Raw genomic sequence first — 17,471 nt, 5'->3', positions numbered from 1 at the left:
CCATGGTCCGCAAAACCCGCCACGCCACCCGCACCGATTGGGTCATCCTCCTCACCGATGACGACCAGACCTACCTCGACGCCATCCGCAAGCTGCTCGAACGTGAAGGCCACCGTGTGCTGACCGCCCGCGACGGCGAGGAGGCCTTGGCGTTGCTGGCCAGCGTCCACGTCGACCTGCTGCTGCTCGATTTCTACATGCACGGCATGACCGGCGAGGAAGTGGTGGGCGAACTGCGCAAGACGAACCCGATGCTGCAAGTGATCCTGCAGACCGGCTACGCGTCCGAGCAGCCGCCGCGCGCGCTCCTCAGGCGCCTCGACATCCAGGGCTACCACGATAAGAGCGAGGGGCCCGACAAGCTGCTGATGTGGGTGGACGTGGGACTGAAAGCGGCCCATTCGGCCCGGCTGCTGCACAAGAGCCGCGTGGGCCTGCGCTACATCCTCGACGCGACGCCCGGGCTGCACCGGCTGCAGCCGCTGGAAAACCTGCTGCAGGACATCATCTTCCAGGTCACCGGCCTGTTCGGCGTCGCTAATTCATGCGTCGCCAGCCGGGAGCACCACACCGACGATCCCGGCGTCGCGCCGTCCTGCTTCCTCGCCGTGTTCGAGGACGATGCCGGTCCCACCGTGTACGCGGCGACCGGCCGTTACGCGGGGGCCGGCGGGTTGAACGAGCAGGAGCTCGATGGCCTCCTGGCGCGGGCGCTGGACCAGGCCACGCGAAGCCGCCGCCCACAGGTCGGCACCGACGCCACCGTCGTGCCCCTGTGCGTGGCCGATCAGGCGATCGGCGTGATCTACCTCGACAAGCCGATCGTCGACAACCAGGACCTGGAACTGGTGTCCGTGTTCGCCAACCAGGCCGCGGTGGCAATCCGCAACGCGCAATTGTTCAAAATGGCCACCGTCGACCCGCTCACGGGCGTGCACTTGCGCCGCTTCGTGGAACAGTGGACGATCGTCGAGATCCGCAAGGCTTGCCGCCACGGCGGCCCGCTGACGCTCCTGATGGTGGATATGGACGGCCTGAAGCGCATCAACGACGACAGCGGCCACCTGGCCGGCGACCAGGCGCTGGTCGCCATGGGCCGCCTGCTGCGCGCCATCGTGCGCGAAGGCGACATGGCGGGCCGCTACGGCGGTGACGAGTTCATCGTCGTCCTGCCGAATACGGGCGAGATTGGTGCAGCCCAAGTCGCCGCACGCCTGCTCGACCTGCTGCAGGACACGGGCATCGAGTGGCAGGGCCGAAGCCTGCCAGTGCGCGGCAGCGTCGGCATGGCGACCCTGCTGCCAGTGCCGGAAACCTTGCGCAGCGCGTCCGCGCCGCCGCGCCAGTACTTCGAGCGGGTCTACGACGAGCTGCTGGCAGCAGCCGACCGCGCCCTGTACGAGGCCAAGCGCGGCGGCCGCGGACGGCTGCACGCGGCGGGCGAGTGCCCCTGGCTGGATTTAAGTCATTGATTGAAAGCTTGTTCTCTTACATCAGGATGACGTCGTACTGCTCCTGATGATAGCCCCGCTCGACCTGCAGCGAGATCTTCTTGCCGATGAAGTCGCCGAGCATGGCCAGGTGCTGCGATTCCTCCTCGAGGAACATGTCGACCACTTCCTGCGAGGCGACGATGCGGAACTCGCGCGGGTTGAACTGCTTGGCCTCGCGCAGCAGTTCGCGCAGGATTTCGTAGCAGATCGTCCGGCTGGTCTTCACCTGCCCCTTGCCGGCGCAGGCGGGGCAGGGCTCGCACAGGATGTGGGCCAGCGATTCGCGCGTGCGCTTGCGCGTCATCTCGACCAGGCCCAGTGCCGAGAACCCGCTCACGGACACCTTGGTGCGGTCGCGCGACAGCGTTTTCTTGAGCTCCGCCAGCACGGCGTTGCGGTGCTCGTTGTTCTCCATGTCGATGAAGTCGAGGATGATGATGCCGCCCAGGTTGCGCAGCCGCAGCTGGCGCGCGATGGCATGCGCCGCTTCCAGGTTCGTCTTGAAGATCGTGTCGGCGAAATTGCGCCCGCCGACGAAGCCGCCCGTGTTGACGTCGATCGTCGTCATGGCCTCGGTCTGGTCGACGATCAGGTAGCCGCCCGACTTGAGGTCGACGCGCCGGCCCAGCGCGCGCAGGATCTCTTCCTCGACGCCGTACAGGTCGAACAGCGGGCGCTCGCCCGTGTAGTGCTGCAGGCGCGACAAGACGCTTGGCGTGTACACCTGGGCGAATTCGACGAGTTTCAGGTAGTTCTCGCGCGAGTCGACGAGGATCGCGGCCGTCTCGTCGTGGACGAAGTCGCGCAGCACGCGCTGGGCCAGGCTCAGGTCCTGGTACAAGAGGCTCGTCGCGGGACGCGTGCGCGCGCCTTTCGTGATCGCGCCCCACGTCTTGCGCAGGTAGTCGATGTCGGCGGCGAGGTCGGCGTCGGACGCATCCTCGGCCTGCGTGCGCACGATGTAGCCGCCGCTCTCGTCCGGCGGCAGCAGGCCGGCGAGGCGCGCGCGCAGGGCTTCGCGCTCGGATTCCTTCTCGATCTTCTGCGAGATGCCGATGTGCTTGTCCTGCGGGAGATAGACGAGCATGCGGCCGGCGATCGAGATCTGCGTGGACAGGCGCGCGCCCTTGGTGCCGATCGGGTCCTTGATCACCTGCACGGTCAGCACCTGGCCGTCGAACAGGATTTTCTCGATGGGGGTCGGTGCGCTGTTGCTACTGTTGCTGGCGCCATTGCTGCCGTCGTGCGGCTTGGCTTCCCAGATGTCGGCCACGTGCAGGAACGCGGCGCGTTCCAGGCCGATGTCGATGAAGGCCGACTGCATCCCCGGCAGCACGCGCACGACCTTGCCGAGATAGACATTGCCCGCCAGGCCACGGGTGAGCGTGCGCTCGATGTGCAGCTCCTGAACGGCACCCTGTACCACCAGCGCGACCCGTGTTTCTTGCGGGTTGATATTGATCAGGATGTCTTCAGTCATGTGACCAGGTTTTAATTGTTGTCCAGGATCACATCATACACGCAGGGTGGGCACTCCGTGCCCGCCCTACAGAATGCAGACGCCCGCTTTCTGCAATAACTGCGCGGTCTCGAACACCGGCAACCCCATGATGCCGGAATGGCTGCCCTCGATATGCTCGATGAACAGGGCGGCGAGGCCCTGGATGCCGTAGGCACCGGCCTTGTCGTAGGGTTCGGGCGTGGCGCAATACGCCTGGATCGCGGCCGGGGTGAGCTTCGCGAAACGCACGTCCGACACCTGCGTCACCTGCTCGAACACGTCCGTGTAGTGCAGCGCGACGGACGTCAGCACCTGGTGCGTGCGGCCCGACAGGCGTTCGAGCATGGCGACGGCTTCCTTGTGGTTGGCCGGCTTGCCGAGGATCTCGCCGTCGATGGTGACGGTCGTGTCGGCCGACAGCACGGGGCGCAGCGGCATGCGGCGCAGGTGCAGCACGTTCCACGCGAACGCGCCTTTTTCGCGCGCCACCCGCGCCACGTAGTCGAGCGCGGGCTCGTCCGCGAACGTGTCTTCGCTGACGTCGATGCCGCGGGCCGGGTCGGAGCGGAGGCTGAGGATGTCGAAGTCGATGCCGACCTGGCGCAGCAGTTCGCGGCGGCGCGGGCTCTTCGAGGCGAGGTAGATTTTCTTGTCGAGCGGTTTCATCGGGTCACACTCGATGGTAGGGATGGTTCTGGGTAATCGTCCAGGCACGATATAACTGTTCCGCGAGCATCACGCGCACGATACCGTGCGGCAGTGTCATGCTGGAGATGCGGATCAGGCCATCGGCCCGCGCCTTGAGTTCCGGATCGAGGCCGTCGGCCCCGCCGATCAGGAAGACGCAATCGCGCCCGTCCTGCTGCCAGGCCTCCAGCTGCTGCGACAGGCCGACACTGGTCAGATCCTTGCCGCGTTCGTCGAGGGCGACGATGCGCGCGCCCTTGGGCAGCACGGCCTCGATGCGCTCGCGCTCGAGCGCCATCGCGGTGGCCGCCGTCTTGCTGCCGGAACGTTCCACCGGCTTGATTTCCTTGAGCACGATGCGCAGTTCCGGCGGCATGCGTTTGACGTATTCCGCGAAGCCGGTCTCGATCCAGGCCGGCATCTTGTGGCCGACGGCGGCGATGATCAACTGCATTGCAGCTTATTCGTCAGCTTTTTTGATGCGGCGGATGACTTTCTTGGCCGGTGCGGCGCCCTCGGCCGCGGCCTTGGTGGCGCGCTTCGGTGCGGCGGCAGCCTTGGCGGCCTTGGCGGCCTTCGCGTCCGCGGCGGCGGTCTTGGACACGGCAACCTTCACGGTGGCGCCGGTCGGGATCTTCTTGGCGGCCGGTTTCTTGGCGGCCGGCTTGGCGTCGGCCGATTTCTTGGCCGCCGGCTTGCGCTCGCGCACCGGCTTCGCATCTTCCTGTTCCTGGTTGGCGGCGAGGTGCTTCGACTTCGCTTTCGGTGCGGCCGCGTCCAGGCCTTCCGTCGTCGACTTGCGCTTGGCGGCGCCCAGCTTCACCGGCTTGTCGCCCCAGATTTCTTCCAGGCGGTAGTACTGGCGGATGGCCGGCTGCATGATGTGCACGATCATGTCGCCCAGGTCGACGAGGACCCATTCGCCCGTGTCTTCGCCTTCCATGCCGATCACGTCGCCGCCTGCGTCCTTGACCTTGTCGCGCACCGAGGCGGCCAGCGCCTTGGTCTGGCGATTCGACGTGCCCGACACGACCGCGATGCGGTCGAACAGGCTGGTCAGGTGCGTCGTGTCGAACAGGACGATTTCCTGGCCCTTGACGTCTTCGAGGGCGTCGACGACGAGCGTTTGCAGTTTCTTGATATCCATTAGCTTTTGTATAAGTTATGTTGTTGAATATAGTCTAGCACTTGCGGCGCAACCAGCGCGCTTATGTCAGTACGGGGTTGCGCGTGCAGCGCAGCGCGCACCTGGGTGGCCGAGATGTCGACGGCCAGCGTGTGCGCCAGGCAGACTTTGCCCGCCGGGCTCGCGCGCACATCGTCGAACGACGCGCGCCGGTGTGCCAGTTCCGCCGCCACGGCGGGCGGCAGCGCGGCATCGTCGAGCCCGTAGCCGGGGCGGGCGGCGACGCCAAAATTCGCCAGCGCGAACAGGTCCTGCCAGTCGCGCCAGGTGTCCAGTTTTTGCAGCTGGTCCGCGCCCATCACGAACACGATGGAGACGCTTGGACCCAGTTCCGCGCGCACTTCGCGCAGCGTTTCGACCGTGTACGTCGCGCCGTGGCGGGCGATTTCGCGGGTATCGATCGTCACGGGCGCGCTGCTGCCCGCGAACGCCAGTTCGAGCATCGCCACGCGCTCGGCGTCGCCCGCTTCCAGGCCGGTCCTCTTTTGCCACGGGTGGCCGGCCGGCAGCACGCGCAGCTCGTCCGGACGGAGCAGGCGCGCGAACAGTTCGGCCAGCGCGACGTGGCCGTGATGCGGCGGATCGAAACTACCTCCCAGCAGTGCTACACAGGAATTCGCACACGTCGTCACGAAGCCAGCCAGTCCCGGTGGGGAAGGAAGTCCGAATACAGTTGCGCTTCCGGGCTGCCCGGTTCGGGATGCCAGTCGTAGCGCCATTTGACGATCGGCGGCATCGACATCAGGATCGCTTCCGTGCGCCCGCCCGACTGCAGGCCGAACAGCGTGCCGCGGTCCCAGACGAGGTTGAATTCGACGTAGCGCCCGCGCCGGTAGGCCTGGAAATCGCGTTCGCGTTCGCCGTAGGGCTGGTCCTTGCGGCGCTGCAGGATCGGCAGGTAGGCGTCGAGGAAGCCGTTGCCGACGCCCTGCACCATGGCGTACGACGTGTCGAATCCGAGTTCGTTGAAATCGTCGAAGAAGATGCCGCCGACGCCGCGCGCTTCCTTGCGGTGCTTCAGGTAGAAATAGTCGTCGCACCAGCGCTTGAAGCGCGGATGCAGGTCGTCGCCGAACGGCACGAGCGCGTCGTGGCAGACCTGATGGAAGTGGCGCGCATCGGCCTCGAAGCCGTAACAGGGCGTGAGATCCATGCCGCCGCCGAACCACCAGACGGGGTCCTTGCCTTCGGCCGTCGCTTCGAAAAACCGCACGTTCATATGCACGGTGGGTGCATATGGATTGCGCGGATGGATCACGAGCGACACGCCCATCGCTTCCCATGCGCGGCCCGCGAGTTCCGGCCGCGCGGCCATCGCCGACGGCGGCAGGCTCGTGCCGCGCACGTGCGAGAAATTCACGCCGCCCCGTTCGATCACATTGCCTTCCTCGATGAGGCGCGAGATGCCGCCGCCGCCTTCGGGCCGTTCCCACGTGTCGCGCAGGAAGGGCTTGCCGTCGACGCCTTCCAGCGCTTGCACGATGCGCGCCTGCAGGTCGAGCAGCCAGGCCTTGACGGCGGCGGGATTCGGGGTGGACATGTGGGAATGGGTGAGAAAAAAATGAACGGGGGATTGTACACTGATGCGGGGGATCGTGGCAGCAACTGCCGGCGGTGTTAGTTTCTTCTCGGAAACCTCTATCACATTGCCCGGCGACGGCCCTGGGCGTCACTATAAATTCTGCCTCAATCTCTTCAACTTTCTGCACATTTCAAGCTTTTATAGCTGGAAGTGCAAGAAATGCATACCTTTTGTCAATACTCTAGGTCTCAAGAAAACGATTTCATATCCAGCGTGGCCGTCGTCGACGCGTGCTGGAAAGAAGACATACGATAAAACCGGAGACCGCCTTGAAGCAAACATCCACCCCTCGGCCACGACCGTAGCGCGCCCGCGCCATGGCGGGTATGCCGCCATTTTTCTTCCTTCTGATTAAACGCACCAGCGTACGGGCAGGCCGAGTTCGGCCGTGCCGGTGAGTTGGTGCATTGCAACAAACGCGCGCCGGGCCGGCCGGGGCGCGTCGATCCGGCGGCTCGTCCGCCTTACCGGCAACCACGATTCATCAATTTTCTTGGAGTCCAAGCATGAAGAAGCAATCCCTTGCGCTTGCCTGCGCCCTGGCCGGGTTGGTGGCAGCGTGCGGCGGCGGCAGCAGCCCGTCGTCGCAGTCGCCCTCCCTTGCCGCCATGGTCGGCAGCGCGTCCGGCGGCGGCGCCGATGTCGCGACGACGGGTAACCGGTGGCAGAGCGTCAAATACGGCGGCAGCGGCTACGTGACAGGCCTGATCTTCCACCCGACCAGCCCGAACGTCCTGTATGCGCGTACCGACATGGGCGGCACCTATCGCTGGGATGCGGCGACCTCGTCCTGGACCTCCATCACGGACGGCTTCGGCATCCGCGAAGAATTCTTCAACGGCGCCGAAAGCGTCGCCCTGGACCCGAACGACGACAAGCGCGTCTACCTGGTCACGGGCATGTACGATTGGTCCGGCACCAATGCCCGCCTGTACATTTCCACGGACCGCGGCGACAACTGGACGCATGTTGATTTGCCGTTCCGCGCCGGTTCCAACGATCCGGGCCGTGCCATCGGCGAGCGGCTGATGGTCGATCCGAACAAACCGTCGGTCCTGTACTACGGTTCGCGCACGTCGGGCCTGTGGAAGAGCACGGACTACGGCCAGACCTGGAACCAGGTGACGTCCCTGACGTCGTTCCAGTACCCCGGCGACCAGATCGGCAGCTTGCCCGGACGCACCCTGGGCGGCATCGAGGGTGTGCTGTTCGACACGTCGACCACGGGCACGGGCACGGCCACGCAGACCATCTACACGTCCGTGGCGCCGGATTACGCCAATGCGGCCGGCCTGAATTACAACCTGTACAAGTCCACCGACGGCGGCGCGACCTGGGCGGGCGTGACGACCCCGGTGACCGGCTTCTACATCCCGCACATGGTCCGCGCCAAGGACGGCATTGTCTACGTCGCGTTCACCAAGGAAATGGGCCCGGGCGCCGGCGGTCCGTGCAGGTTGTACAAGTTCGACGGCACCAACTGGACACTGCTGAAGAGCTACGATACGGAGCAATGGGTGAACTTCGGCATGGGCGGCCTGTCCGTGTCCGGTTCCGGCCCGACGACGCGCATTGCACTGGGCGTTTCGAACTCCTGGGGCAACTGGCAGGGCCAGCCGGTCGTGCAGGTGTCCGACGACGCCGGCCAGACGTGGCGCGAGATCGCGTCGATGACCCCGCATACGCCGTCCGACGTGGACTTCTCGGGCTGGGTCGACGACGTCGAGATCGATCCGAGCAACCCCGACCACATCCTGCACGTGTTCGGCGGCGGGATCTGGGACACGAAGAGCGCGTCGGCAGCCACGCCCAACTGGAACCTGGACGTGACCGGCCTCGAGGAAACCGCGACGATCAGCCTGACGACGCCCCCCAAGGGCGCCAGCTACGCGCTGCTGAGAAGCTCCGGCGACATCGGCACGCACGTGCAGACCGAGCTCCTGAAGAAACCGACGCGCGGCCCGGTCGGCTGGTTCGGCAACGGCCACGCCACCGACATGGCCTGGTCGAATCCGGCCTATATCGCGGCAGTCGGCAGTGGCGGCTGGGTCCAGAATAACCCCCGCGGCGCGTACTCGACCGACTCCGGCGTGACCTGGACGGCGTTCGCCAGCAAGCATCCGGATGCGATGGCGAACCAGAGCAACGAGGAAACGATCGCCGTCACCAAGCCGGGCAACATCATCTGGGCACCGTCGGGCGCAGTACCGGCCTACACGACCGACAACGGCGCGACCTGGACGTACACGAACCTGCCGGCGCTGCCTTCCGTGGGCGTCAACCGCGCCTACCGGATCGTCGCCGACCGCAAGAACCCGAACAAGGTCTATGCCTACAACTCGGGCGGCGCCTGGTGGAACCAGTGGTCGGACACGGCCCACTTCTGGTATTCGACGGACGGCGGCCACACGTTCAGCGAGAGCACGACGTTCGTGAGCGCGGGCGCGCTGGTGGCGGACTTCGGCCACACGTCGGTCGCGGTCAATCCGAACGCGGAAGGCGATGTCTGGCTGGCTGACGGCTTCAGCGTCCTGCACTCGACGGACTCGGGCGTGACCTGGACCAAGGTAAACGCCACGGCGCCGGACTGGGGTGCCAATCCGACGTGGATGTATCCGGAAGTGTACGGTGCGACTTCCATCGCACTCGGCAAGGCGCCGGCCGGCGCGACGTACTCGTCCTCCATCTACATCGTCGGTGTGATCAATAACGTGTGGGGTGTGTACCGCTCCGACAATGGTGCCGCGACCTGGCGCCGGATCAACGACGACAAGCACCAGTACGCAGGCATCAGCAACCTGGCGGCCGACCAGACGGTGCCCGGACGCGTGTTCGCCGCCGGCGCTGGCCGCGGTGTCGTGTTCAGCTATTGATGGCCATGCCGGCGCCTGCACGGGCGCCGGCTGCATCGATCAAGATTATTTTCGGAGATTGACATGAAATTCAAAACCATCCTCGCCGCCGTCGCCCTGGTGGCGGCAGGCAGCGCCAGCGCGACCGTCCTGAACTTCGACGGCCTGACCGAGATGATGTACGGCGACGGCTTCGCGCTGGCCGACAGTATGACCTATAGCGGCCTGAATCTGACCTATGTGGAATCGGGCTTCCAGGTGACCCTGAACGCGCCCAATGCGGACGCCGGCGCAGCGCACATCGGCGACGGCACGTACGAGCCGCAGACCTATAACTGGCACGACGGCATGGAAAACGGTGCGGGCTCGTTCGTGACCCTGAGCCGCGTGGGCGGCGGCAAGTTCGACCTGAAAGGCTTCGATTACTACACGGACGCGAGCGAGGTGTCGGCCGACGGCACCTGGGTCGGCTCGATCCAGGACGCGGGCACGTGGACCACGGCGCTGACCGGCATCACGGCACTGCGCCTGAGCTCCGGCGCCTTCAACCAGATCGACAACGTCGACGTGGAAGCGGCCGCCAGCGCGGTACCGCTGCCGGGCACGCTGGCGCTGATGCTGGGCGGCCTGGCGGCCGGCGGGCTGGCGCGCCGTCGTCGCGGTTGAATCGTTGCCGTCATAAACCGTCGTTCCCGCGAAGGCGGGAACCCAAGCCTGGCTTCCGAAGTCGATCTTCTTGCGACTTCTCAGCAGCCTATCGAGTCCTCGGCCCGACCATGCCATTTTCGGAACCGAGGACTCGAATATGGACAAGTCGAGCTACGTCTACATCCTGGCTAGCAAGCCATACGGTACGTTATACGTCGGCGTTACCTCCGATCTGATCAAACGTGTCTGGCAACATCGCGAAGGATTCGTAAGCGGGTTCACAAAAGACGCCGGTACGAAACGCCTCGTCTGGTACGAGGTACATGCCGACATCACGCAGGCCATCACACGTGAAAAGCGGATCAAGAAATGGCGGCGGGACTGGAAGGTTAATCTCATCCAGAGTATGAACGCCGATTGGCGTGATCTCTATGATGAAATTTGTCGGTAGGTGCGTAACTTGGGTCCCCGCCTGCGCGGGGACGACGCTTGAACTTGGGGTTCCGCTTGCGCGAGGACGATGCGCTTGAACTTGGGTCCCCGCCTGCGCGGGGACGACGTTTGAACTTGGGGGCCCGCCTGCGCGGGGATGACGTTTGAACTCGGGGTTCCGCTTGCGCGGGGACGACGTGCTTGTTGTGTTGGCCTAAAAACCGTCGTCCCTGCGCAGGCAGGGACCCAATTTCCTTACCGAAGTCGTACCCGAAGCGGCCAAAGAGAAAGCGGGACACCGCTCTCGCCGTATCCCGCTTCGCAGCAACCAAAAGCAGCGCTTACGCCTGCTTGATCCCGCGCCAGCCGATGTCGCGCCGGTACTGTGCGCCGTTGAAGTGGATCTTCTCGACCGTCTCGTACGCCTGCTTCTGCGCCATCTTGACGCTGTCGCCCAGGCCGACGACGCACAGCACGCGGCCGCCCGACGTCTGCAGCGTGCCGCCGACCAGTTGCGTGCCGGCGTGGAAGGTGACGCATTCCGGCGTTTCCGCGGGGATGCCGTCGATGATGTCGTCCTTGGCCGGAGCGTCCGGATAGCCGGCCGCCGCCATCACGACGCCCACCGCGGTGCGGCGGTCCCACTCCAGTTCGACCTTGTCCAGCGTGCTGTTGCAGGCATGTTCCAGCACCGTCACGAAGTCGCTCTTCAGGCGCGTCATGATGGGCTGCGTTTCCGGATCGCCCATGCGGCAGTTGAATTCGATGACCTTGGGAACGCCGGCCGCATCGATCATCAGGCCCGCGTACAGGAAGCCGCTGTACGGGATGCCGTCCTTGGCCATGCCCTGGATGGTCGGGTTGATGATCTCGCGCATCACGCGCGCGTGGATCGACGGCGTGACGACGGGCGCCGGGGAGTACGCGCCCATGCCGCCCGTGTTCGGACCCTGGTCGTGGTCCTTGAGGCGCTTGTGGTCTTGCGACGTGGCCAGGGCGACGACGTTCTTGCCGTCGCACATGACGATGAAGCTCGCCTCTTCGCCGGCCAGGAACTCCTCGATCACGATGCGCGCGCCGGCATCGCCGAAGCGGTTGCCCGACAACATGTCGTCGGCAGCCTGGTGCGCTTCTTCCAGGGTCATGGCGACGACGACGCCCTTGCCGGCGGCCAGGCCGTCGGCCTTGATGACGATGGGCGCGCCCTGGGCATCGATGTAGGCGTGGGCCTGCTGGACGTCGGTGAAGGTCTGGTACTGCGCCGTCGGGATGCCGTGGCGGTGCATGAAGGCCTTGGCGAAGTCCTTCGAGCTTTCAAGCTGGGCCGCTTCGCGGGTCGGGCCGAAGACTTTCAGGCCGCGCGCGCGGAACAGGTTGACGATGCCGGCCGCCAGCGGCTGTTCCGGCCCGACGAGCGTCAGGTTGACGTTTTCAGCGACGACGAAGTCGGCCAGCGCGGCCGGATCGGTGATGTCGATGTTGACCAGGCGCGCATCGCGCGCTGTGCCGCCGTTGCCCGGTGCGACATAGACCATCTGGACACGTTCGGATTGGGCCAGTTTCCAGGCCAGGGCATGTTCACGGCCGCCAGAGCCGACTACCAGGATTTTCATGGATTGCTTTCGCCAGGCGATGCCTGTGCTTGTACTTGAATGAGGCTTATGAATGAGGCTTATTCTTCAATGACCGCGTTCGTATAGACTTCCTGCACGTCGTCCAGGTTTTCCAGGGCGTCGAGCAGCTTCTGCATCTTGAGCGCGTCTTCGCCGGTGAACACCGTCTCGGTGTCCGGTTTCATGATGACTTCGGCGGAATCGGCCTTGAAGCCGGCCGCTTCCAGCGCTTCCTTGACGCCGGCAAAGCCGTTCGGATCGCACAGCACTTCGAAGCCGCCTTCGTCGTCCGGGATCACGTCGTCGGCGCCCGCTTCCAGCGCGGCTTCCATCAGCTTGTCTTCTTCGACGCCCGGGGCGAACAGGAACTGGCCCACGTGCTTGAACATGAACGAGACGGAACCTTCGGTGCCCATATTGCCGCCGAACTTGCTGAACGCGTGGCGGACTTCGGCCACGGTGCGCACGCGGTTGTCGGTCATGCAGTCGACGATAATGGCAGCGCCGCCGATGCCATAGCCCTCGTAGCGGATTTCTTCGTAGTTGACGCCTTCCAGGCCGCCCGAGCCGCGCTGCACGGCGCGGTTGACGTTATCCTTCGGCATGTTCGCGTCGGCCGCCTTCTCGACGGCGAGGCGCAGGCGCGGATTGGTCGTAACGTCGCCGCCACCCATGCGGGCGGCAACGGTGATTTCCTTGATCAGTCGGGTCCAGATCTTGCCGCGCTTCGCGTCCGTCGCGGCTTTCTTATGCTTGATGTTGGCCCATTTGCTGTGTCCAGCCATGTCGAGTCTTCCTTAGGCAGAGGACCTCGCTGGATTGCAATGATCGAGGCCCCGGGTATGATAATCCTCGACATTTTAGCATAGGCACCCCGTCTAAAAACTGTCAGGGAAACAACAATGCGGTGCCCAGCCCGACCAGCCCGAGCCCCGTCGCGCACGCCACCACGTGGCCGCCGGGCAGCAGTTTTTCGGCGAGGATCAGCGCGATCAGGCCGGCGATCACGGGCAGGTTCAGCACGCCGGCCGGCAGCACGAGCGCCAGCAGCAGCCAGCAGCAGCCCGTGCAGTAGCGGGCATCCGTGACGCCCATCCGGAACGCGCCCCACGTGCCGCGGCGCCAGTGCGTGAGGACGAACGCCAGCGGCGCGCGGCAGTTGTCCAGGCAGACGTGCTTGGCGGGCGTCCACTGGTAGACGCCGGCCGCGACGAGGGCCAGGGCGCCGACGGTCGGGTGCGCGATGCCCATCGTCTCGTCGAGCGCGCCGGCGTCGTGCAGCTGCCAGTCGGCCAACGTGGCGGCGAGGGCGCAACAGGTCCAGGCGAACAGGTAGCCCAGCATGAACAGGAAGGTGGAGGGATAGACCCAGCGCTCGCGCACGAGCCGCTTGACGCGCGTGTACAGCAGCACGGACGGCGCCGCGGCCGGCAGCATCATCGCGGCGATGACGACGATCCATAACGCCAGCAGGCGCGCGAGTTCGGCCGTGTGGTACGGGGTGGCCAGGATGTGGCCGCCGGTGCCCGCACCCGGCGGCGACAGGCGGCCGGCCCGGAAGATCAGGAACAGCAGACAGGCCCAGCACAGCGCCGCGAGCAGCGCCAGCAGGGCGAGGACGACGGTGCGGTCGGCACCGGGGCGGCCGACGCCGCTGGCGCGGCTCATCGCTTGCCGGCTCCGGCCGGTTGCGCGGTCGCGCGGACAAGGCAGGGTGGATGGGTGCAATGGTGTGCCATGGACATCCTCCGGTCGGCGGTTGAGCGATGATGGCAGTTGGACCGTGCCCCACTGGCCGGGTTCGGAGGCGTCCTCAGCCGACAATGCGGATTCCCCGTACAATCGTCGGATGAGTAAATCTGCTGTTGACATTTCCGTTGCGTCGCACCCACGCCCGGCCGTGCTGGGCGGCCTGGCGATCGCCATCGGCGGCGCCGTCCTGTTTTCCACGAAGGCGATCGTCGCCAAACTGCTGTACCGCTACCACATCGATGCCGTTACATTGATCGCGTTCAGGATGCTGTTCTCGTTTCCGGTGTTCGCGGCCGTCGCCGTGTGGAAGATGCGGACCGAGCCGCCGCTCGCCGTGCGCGACCGCTGGCGTCTCGTCGGGCTGGGGCTGGTCGGCTACTACCTGTCGAGCTACCTGGATTTCCTCGGCCTGCAATACATCTCGGTGGGCCTGGAGCGCCTGATCCTGTTCCTCACGCCGACCTTCGTCCTCCTGATCACGGCGCTGGGCCTCAAGCGCCGCATCGCCCGTGCGCAATGGGTCGCGCTCGGCCTGTCGTACTGCGGCATCGTGCTCGTGTTCGCGCACGACCTGCAAGGCGGCGCGGGCAATACCGTGACCGGATCGCTGTTCGTGCTGGGCTCGGCGGTCTGCTACGCGACCTATCTGCTGGGCACCGGCGAGATGGTGCGCCGCATCGGCTCGCTGCGCCTGGTGGCATACGCGATGTGCGTCTCGAGCGTGGCCTGCATCGCCCAGTTCTTCGTGCTGCGCCCCGCGAGCCTGCTCGTGCAGCCGCTGCCGGTTTACGGGCTCTCGCTCGTGAATGGGATATTCTGTACCATCTTCCCTGTCTTCATGACGATGGCCGCGGTCCAGCGCATCGGCGCGACGACGGCATCCCAGGCCGGCATGATCGGCCCGGTGTCGACGCTGTTCCTGGGCTGGGCCATGCTGGGGGAGGCGATCACGACCGTGCAACTGGCCGGAACGGGCCTGGTGCTGGCCGGGATCTATCTGCTGTCGCTGAAAAAACAATCCTGACAAACCGAAACGGAACGGAACATGAAACCTCGCATCGCCCTGATCGCCCACGACAAGAAAAAAGACGACATGATCGCGCTCGCCGCCGAGTACGTCGACTTCCTGCGCGGCTGCACGCTGTCGGCGACCGGCACCACGGGCGGACGCCTGATCAATGAACTGGGCCTGGACGTGACGCGCATGCATTCCGGTCCGGTCGGCGGCGACCTGCAGATCGGCGCCCATCTGGTGAACGGCGAGATCGACTGCGTGATCTTCCTGCGCGACCCGATGACCCCGCAGCCGCACGAGCCGGACATCAATGCGCTCGTGCGCGCCTGCGACGTGCACAACATCCCGTGCGCGACCAATGTCGCGAGCGCCCACCTCGTGCTGTCGCAGCTGCAGGCGACGCCGAACTGATATCGACGGGAGACCGGCCATGACGACGGCAAAAGCGATCCGCTTCGCACGCACGGGCGGGCCCGAGGTACTGGAGTACGTCGACGTCGAGGTCGGCGATCCCGGCCCGGGCGAGGCGCGCGTGCGCAACCACGCGATCGGCGTGAACTTCATCGACACGTATTTCCGCACGGGCCTGTACCCGCTCGACCTGCCTGGCGGCCTCGGCCAGGAAGCGGCCGGCGTCGTCGAGGCGGTGGGCGAGGGCGTCACGCACGTCAGGCCGGGCGACCGCGTGGCCTATGCGGCGCGCCCGAACGGCGCCTACAGCCAGCTGCGCGTGATGCCGGCCGACGTCCTCGTGCACCTGCCGGACGACATCTCGTTCGAGACGGGCGCCGCGATGCTGCTGCAGGGCCTGACCGTGCAATACCTCCTCAAGCAGACCTATGCCGTGCAGGCGGGCGAGACGGTCCTGTTCCATGCCGCGGCCGGCGGCGTCGGACTGATCGCCTGTCAATGGGCACGCGCGCTGGGCGTGAACCTCATCGGCACGGCGGGGTCCAACGAGAAAACGGCGCTGGCAAAGCAGCATGGCGCCGCCCACGTCATCAACTACAACACCGAGGACGTCGTGCAGCGCGTACTTGAGATCACGAATGGGGCCAAGGTGCCGGTCGTCTACGATTCCGTCGGCAAGGACATGTTCACGCGCTCGCTGGACTGCCTGCGGCCGCGCGGGCTGATGGTCAGCTTCGGCAATTCGTCGGGGCCGGTGCCGCCGTTCGCGCTGAACGAACTGGCGTCGCGCGGCTCGCTGTACATCACGCGGCCCACGCTGCAATCGTATGCGGCCACGCGGGCGCAGCGGGAGTCGATGGCGGCCGACCTGTTCCGGATGGTGTCGAGCGGGCAGGTGAGCATCGAGATCCACCAGCGCTTCCCACTCGCCGACGCGGCCCGGGCCCACGTCGCCCTCGAAGGACGCCGCACGACGGGCAAAACGATCCTGCTGCCATGAGAGAATTTAGCGACGACAATGAACCACCGATCGATCCGCAGCCGGCGACGGCGCCGCGGTTCGGGCGGTTGCTGGTGGTGCTGATGCTGGCCGTGTTGCTGATCGTGGGGATCACGTTCCTGTCGGAAGCGTACCTCGGTTGAACGGTGGTGGACACGGGGTGTCCACCCACCCTACGCCTGAAAACGTCGTCCCCGCGGAGGCGGGGACCCAAGTTTGCTGGCGCTGTCGAGACACGTAAAAATTGGGCCCCTGCCTGCGCAGGGGCGACGGTGCGCGAACTCAACCGTTAACGTCGTCCCCGCGAAGGCGGGGACCCAAGTTTGCTGGCGTTGTCGAGACACGTAAAAATTGGGCCCCTGCCTGCGCAGGGGCGACGGTGCGCGAACTCAACCGTTAACGTCGTCCCCGCGAAGGCGGGGACCCAAGTTTGCTGGCGTTGTCGAGACACGTAAAAATTGGGCCCCTGCCTGCGCAGGGGCGACGGTGCGCGAATTCAACCGTTCTGCCGCGGATCCTGTTTCAGCTCGATCACCCGCGACCCGCCATTCGGCCCAGGAAAGCCTTCGAACGCGCTCTGCACGAGGGCCGGCATCACGGCCGGGGTCGACATCTGCTTGCTGACGTTGCGGACCGTGACGTCGAACAGGCGCTTGCCGTCCGTCGCCGACGCGATCGACAATTGCAGCTGGCGGTGGTAGCGGTGTTCTTCCTGCACGTCATAGGCCGGGTACGGGCCCCACAGCGGGTCGTAGAACGGGCTGTACCAGCCGCCCCAGTAGCGCCGGCGCCACCCCATGTAGGCGAAGCGGGGCGAGTACATCGGCGTGAAGGCCGGGTAGATGACCTGCGTGGGCACGTCGATGGTCGTGAAGCGCATCGATACCTTCAGCGCCGGCGACTGCTGTGCCTCATGGAAACCGAGGCGGCTCATCTGGGCGCGCACGAGGTTTTCGTAGCTCTGCAGCTCCAGCGTGTTGTCCTGCGGCGGCGGCGTCTCGAACGCATAGCTCTTGTCGGGCAACTGGGCGGGCCACTGGTTGAAGGTGGTGACGTCACTGCGGATCGTCGTCGCGCAGCCGCCCAGCAACAGGCTCAGCGAGGCGACCGCCGTGATCATGGTACGTTTCATGATGCGCTCCATCTATTCGGTATTCCCTGTCTGTCGGATGTCAAATCCTGTAATCGGTCTTGTTCAGGTGACCATATTATTCCTGATGCGTGATGTTCGTCGATACATTTACGCACGGTTACTGCCTATACATGGCGATACAAAAGAAAGGTCAGACGGAGTGCGGC

At 65.5% G+C, this 17,471-nt stretch carries 18 protein-coding genes; 8 read left to right on the top strand and 10 right to left on the bottom strand.

The genetic code is table 11. The features are described from left to right. The first annotated feature begins 2 nt into the window (after nucleotides 1–2). The gene (locus ACEN9Q_RS21000; RefSeq protein WP_056449790.1) at nucleotides 3–1,472 is read left to right on the top strand and encodes a sensor domain-containing diguanylate cyclase; all 1,470 of its coding nucleotides are present in this window, start codon (nucleotides 3–5) and stop codon (nucleotides 1,470–1,472) included. Nucleotides 1,473–1,488: 16 nt separating this feature from the next. Here the strand turns inward: ACEN9Q_RS21000 and rng are convergent, their stop codons facing one another. The 6 genes from rng to hemF all read right to left on the bottom strand — a co-directional run bounded on the left by rng (nucleotide 1,489) and on the right by hemF (nucleotide 6,407). Then, nucleotides 1,489–2,973, bottom strand: coding sequence for a ribonuclease G (gene rng / locus ACEN9Q_RS20995; RefSeq protein ID WP_495625912.1), 1,485 nt, complete (start codon nucleotides 2,971–2,973; stop codon nucleotides 1,489–1,491). A gap of 66 nt (nucleotides 2,974–3,039) precedes the next feature. Then, nucleotides 3,040–3,660 (bottom strand): Maf family protein, encoded by a 621-nt coding sequence (locus ACEN9Q_RS20990; protein WP_495625911.1) that lies wholly within the window; start codon nucleotides 3,658–3,660, stop codon nucleotides 3,040–3,042. 4 nt (nucleotides 3,661–3,664) lie between these two features. Beyond that, on the bottom strand, nucleotides 3,665–4,135 hold the full coding sequence (gene rlmH, locus ACEN9Q_RS20985) for a 23S rRNA (pseudouridine(1915)-N(3))-methyltransferase RlmH (RefSeq protein WP_056449784.1): 471 nt from the start codon (nucleotides 4,133–4,135) through the stop codon (nucleotides 3,665–3,667). A gap of 6 nt (nucleotides 4,136–4,141) precedes the next feature. Continuing rightward, nucleotides 4,142–4,828, bottom strand: a complete 687-nt coding sequence (rsfS, locus tag ACEN9Q_RS20980) for a ribosome silencing factor (RefSeq protein WP_056449782.1) — start codon at nucleotides 4,826–4,828, stop codon at nucleotides 4,142–4,144. Beyond that, on the bottom strand, nucleotides 4,828–5,499 hold the full coding sequence (locus ACEN9Q_RS20975; protein ID WP_495625910.1) for a nicotinate-nucleotide adenylyltransferase: 672 nt from the start codon (nucleotides 5,497–5,499) through the stop codon (nucleotides 4,828–4,830). Before ACEN9Q_RS20975 ends, rsfS begins: the two co-directional genes overlap by 1 nt. Beyond that, nucleotides 5,496–6,407 carry an oxygen-dependent coproporphyrinogen oxidase gene (hemF, locus tag ACEN9Q_RS20970; RefSeq protein ID WP_495625909.1) on the bottom strand — a complete coding sequence of 304 codons (912 nt, stop codon included), beginning with the start codon at nucleotides 6,405–6,407 and terminating at the stop codon, nucleotides 5,496–5,498. Before hemF ends, ACEN9Q_RS20975 begins: the two co-directional genes overlap by 4 nt. A 548-nt stretch (nucleotides 6,408–6,955) precedes the next feature. On the opposite strand from hemF, the gene ACEN9Q_RS20965 reads away from it, so the two are divergent. The 3 genes from ACEN9Q_RS20965 to ACEN9Q_RS20955 all read left to right on the top strand — a co-directional run bounded on the left by ACEN9Q_RS20965 (nucleotide 6,956) and on the right by ACEN9Q_RS20955 (nucleotide 10,400). Next, on the top strand, nucleotides 6,956–9,322 hold the full coding sequence (locus ACEN9Q_RS20965) for a dockerin (protein WP_495625908.1): 2,367 nt from the start codon (nucleotides 6,956–6,958) through the stop codon (nucleotides 9,320–9,322). A 63-nt stretch (nucleotides 9,323–9,385) separates the two neighbouring features. Beyond that, on the top strand, nucleotides 9,386–9,967 hold the full coding sequence (locus ACEN9Q_RS20960) for a hypothetical protein (protein ID WP_495625907.1): 582 nt from the start codon (nucleotides 9,386–9,388) through the stop codon (nucleotides 9,965–9,967). 139 nt (nucleotides 9,968–10,106) lie between these two features. Further along, nucleotides 10,107–10,400, top strand: coding sequence for a GIY-YIG nuclease family protein (locus ACEN9Q_RS20955; protein WP_056449772.1), 294 nt, complete (start codon nucleotides 10,107–10,109; stop codon nucleotides 10,398–10,400). A gap of 322 nt (nucleotides 10,401–10,722) precedes the next feature. On the opposite strand, the gene purD is transcribed toward ACEN9Q_RS20955, so the two are convergent. The 3 genes from purD to ACEN9Q_RS20940 all read right to left on the bottom strand — a co-directional run bounded on the left by purD (nucleotide 10,723) and on the right by ACEN9Q_RS20940 (nucleotide 13,662). Further along, the gene (purD, locus tag ACEN9Q_RS20950) at nucleotides 10,723–11,994 is read right to left on the bottom strand and encodes a phosphoribosylamine--glycine ligase (protein ID WP_495625906.1); all 1,272 of its coding nucleotides are present in this window, start codon (nucleotides 11,992–11,994) and stop codon (nucleotides 10,723–10,725) included. Nucleotides 11,995–12,053: 59 nt separating this feature from the next. Beyond that, complete coding sequence (locus tag ACEN9Q_RS20945) at nucleotides 12,054–12,779, bottom strand: YebC/PmpR family DNA-binding transcriptional regulator (protein ID WP_056449768.1); 726 nt, start codon at nucleotides 12,777–12,779, stop codon at nucleotides 12,054–12,056. A 103-nt stretch (nucleotides 12,780–12,882) separates the two neighbouring features. After that, nucleotides 12,883–13,662 (bottom strand): DUF2182 domain-containing protein, encoded by a 780-nt coding sequence (locus tag ACEN9Q_RS20940; RefSeq protein WP_495625905.1) that lies wholly within the window; start codon nucleotides 13,660–13,662, stop codon nucleotides 12,883–12,885. Between the two features lie 181 nt (nucleotides 13,663–13,843). Between ACEN9Q_RS20940 and ACEN9Q_RS20935 the strand changes: the two genes are divergently transcribed. The 4 genes from ACEN9Q_RS20935 to ACEN9Q_RS20920 are packed head-to-tail and all read left to right on the top strand — an operon-like array spanning nucleotide 13,844 to nucleotide 16,315. After that, nucleotides 13,844–14,770: a DMT family transporter gene (locus ACEN9Q_RS20935; RefSeq protein WP_056449764.1), complete on the top strand. Its 927-nt coding sequence runs from the start codon at nucleotides 13,844–13,846 to the stop codon at nucleotides 14,768–14,770. A 21-nt stretch (nucleotides 14,771–14,791) separates the two neighbouring features. Beyond that, nucleotides 14,792–15,172, top strand: coding sequence for a methylglyoxal synthase (locus ACEN9Q_RS20930; protein ID WP_056449761.1), 381 nt, complete (start codon nucleotides 14,792–14,794; stop codon nucleotides 15,170–15,172). A 19-nt stretch (nucleotides 15,173–15,191) separates the two neighbouring features. After that, nucleotides 15,192–16,172 (top strand): quinone oxidoreductase family protein, encoded by a 981-nt coding sequence (locus tag ACEN9Q_RS20925; protein ID WP_495625904.1) that lies wholly within the window; start codon nucleotides 15,192–15,194, stop codon nucleotides 16,170–16,172. Continuing rightward, nucleotides 16,169–16,315, top strand: coding sequence for a hypothetical protein (locus ACEN9Q_RS20920; RefSeq protein ID WP_200958406.1), 147 nt, complete (start codon nucleotides 16,169–16,171; stop codon nucleotides 16,313–16,315). The genes ACEN9Q_RS20925 and ACEN9Q_RS20920 overlap by 4 nt, the downstream gene beginning before the upstream one ends. Nucleotides 16,316–16,668: 353 nt before the next feature. Here the strand turns inward: ACEN9Q_RS20920 and ACEN9Q_RS20915 are convergent, their stop codons facing one another. Then, nucleotides 16,669–17,304 (bottom strand): DUF4136 domain-containing protein, encoded by a 636-nt coding sequence (locus ACEN9Q_RS20915; RefSeq protein ID WP_056449891.1) that lies wholly within the window; start codon nucleotides 17,302–17,304, stop codon nucleotides 16,669–16,671. Between the last annotated feature and the right edge of the window lie 167 nt (nucleotides 17,305–17,471).

This window comes from Massilia sp. Masssp93 (assembly GCF_059491295.1).
Note: the sequence above shows the minus strand (reverse complement) of the source record. Positions and strands in the feature narration are given on the sequence as shown.

Bases quoted from the DNA above. Each gene is read 5' to 3' on its own strand.
- rsfS (WP_056449782.1), bottom strand. From the start codon at position 4,828: ATGGATATCAAGAAACTGCAAACGCTCGTCGTCGACGCCCTCGAAGAC.
- ACEN9Q_RS20990 (WP_495625911.1), bottom strand. From the start codon at position 3,660: ATGAAACCGCTCGACAAGAAAATCTACCTCGCCTCGAAGAGCCCGCGC.
- rng (WP_495625912.1), bottom strand. From the start codon at position 2,973: ATGACTGAAGACATCCTGATCAATATCAACCCGCAAGAAACACGGGTC.
- ACEN9Q_RS20955 (WP_056449772.1), top strand. From the start codon at position 10,107: ATGGACAAGTCGAGCTACGTCTACATCCTGGCTAGCAAGCCATACGGT.
- ACEN9Q_RS20945 (WP_056449768.1), bottom strand. From the start codon at position 12,779: ATGGCTGGACACAGCAAATGGGCCAACATCAAGCATAAGAAAGCCGCG.
- ACEN9Q_RS20935 (WP_056449764.1), top strand. From the start codon at position 13,844: ATGAGTAAATCTGCTGTTGACATTTCCGTTGCGTCGCACCCACGCCCG.
- ACEN9Q_RS20920 (WP_200958406.1), top strand. From the start codon at position 16,169: ATGAGAGAATTTAGCGACGACAATGAACCACCGATCGATCCGCAGCCG.
- purD (WP_495625906.1), bottom strand. From the start codon at position 11,994: ATGAAAATCCTGGTAGTCGGCTCTGGCGGCCGTGAACATGCCCTGGCC.
- ACEN9Q_RS20915 (WP_056449891.1), bottom strand. From the start codon at position 17,304: ATGAAACGTACCATGATCACGGCGGTCGCCTCGCTGAGCCTGTTGCTG.
- ACEN9Q_RS20925 (WP_495625904.1), top strand. From the start codon at position 15,192: ATGACGACGGCAAAAGCGATCCGCTTCGCACGCACGGGCGGGCCCGAG.
- ACEN9Q_RS20960 (WP_495625907.1), top strand. From the start codon at position 9,386: ATGAAATTCAAAACCATCCTCGCCGCCGTCGCCCTGGTGGCGGCAGGC.
- ACEN9Q_RS20940 (WP_495625905.1), bottom strand. From the start codon at position 13,662: ATGAGCCGCGCCAGCGGCGTCGGCCGCCCCGGTGCCGACCGCACCGTC.
- ACEN9Q_RS21000 (WP_056449790.1), top strand. From the start codon at position 3: ATGGTCCGCAAAACCCGCCACGCCACCCGCACCGATTGGGTCATCCTC.
- ACEN9Q_RS20965 (WP_495625908.1), top strand. From the start codon at position 6,956: ATGAAGAAGCAATCCCTTGCGCTTGCCTGCGCCCTGGCCGGGTTGGTG.
- rlmH (WP_056449784.1), bottom strand. From the start codon at position 4,135: ATGCAGTTGATCATCGCCGCCGTCGGCCACAAGATGCCGGCCTGGATC.
- ACEN9Q_RS20930 (WP_056449761.1), top strand. From the start codon at position 14,792: ATGAAACCTCGCATCGCCCTGATCGCCCACGACAAGAAAAAAGACGAC.
- hemF (WP_495625909.1), bottom strand. From the start codon at position 6,407: ATGTCCACCCCGAATCCCGCCGCCGTCAAGGCCTGGCTGCTCGACCTG.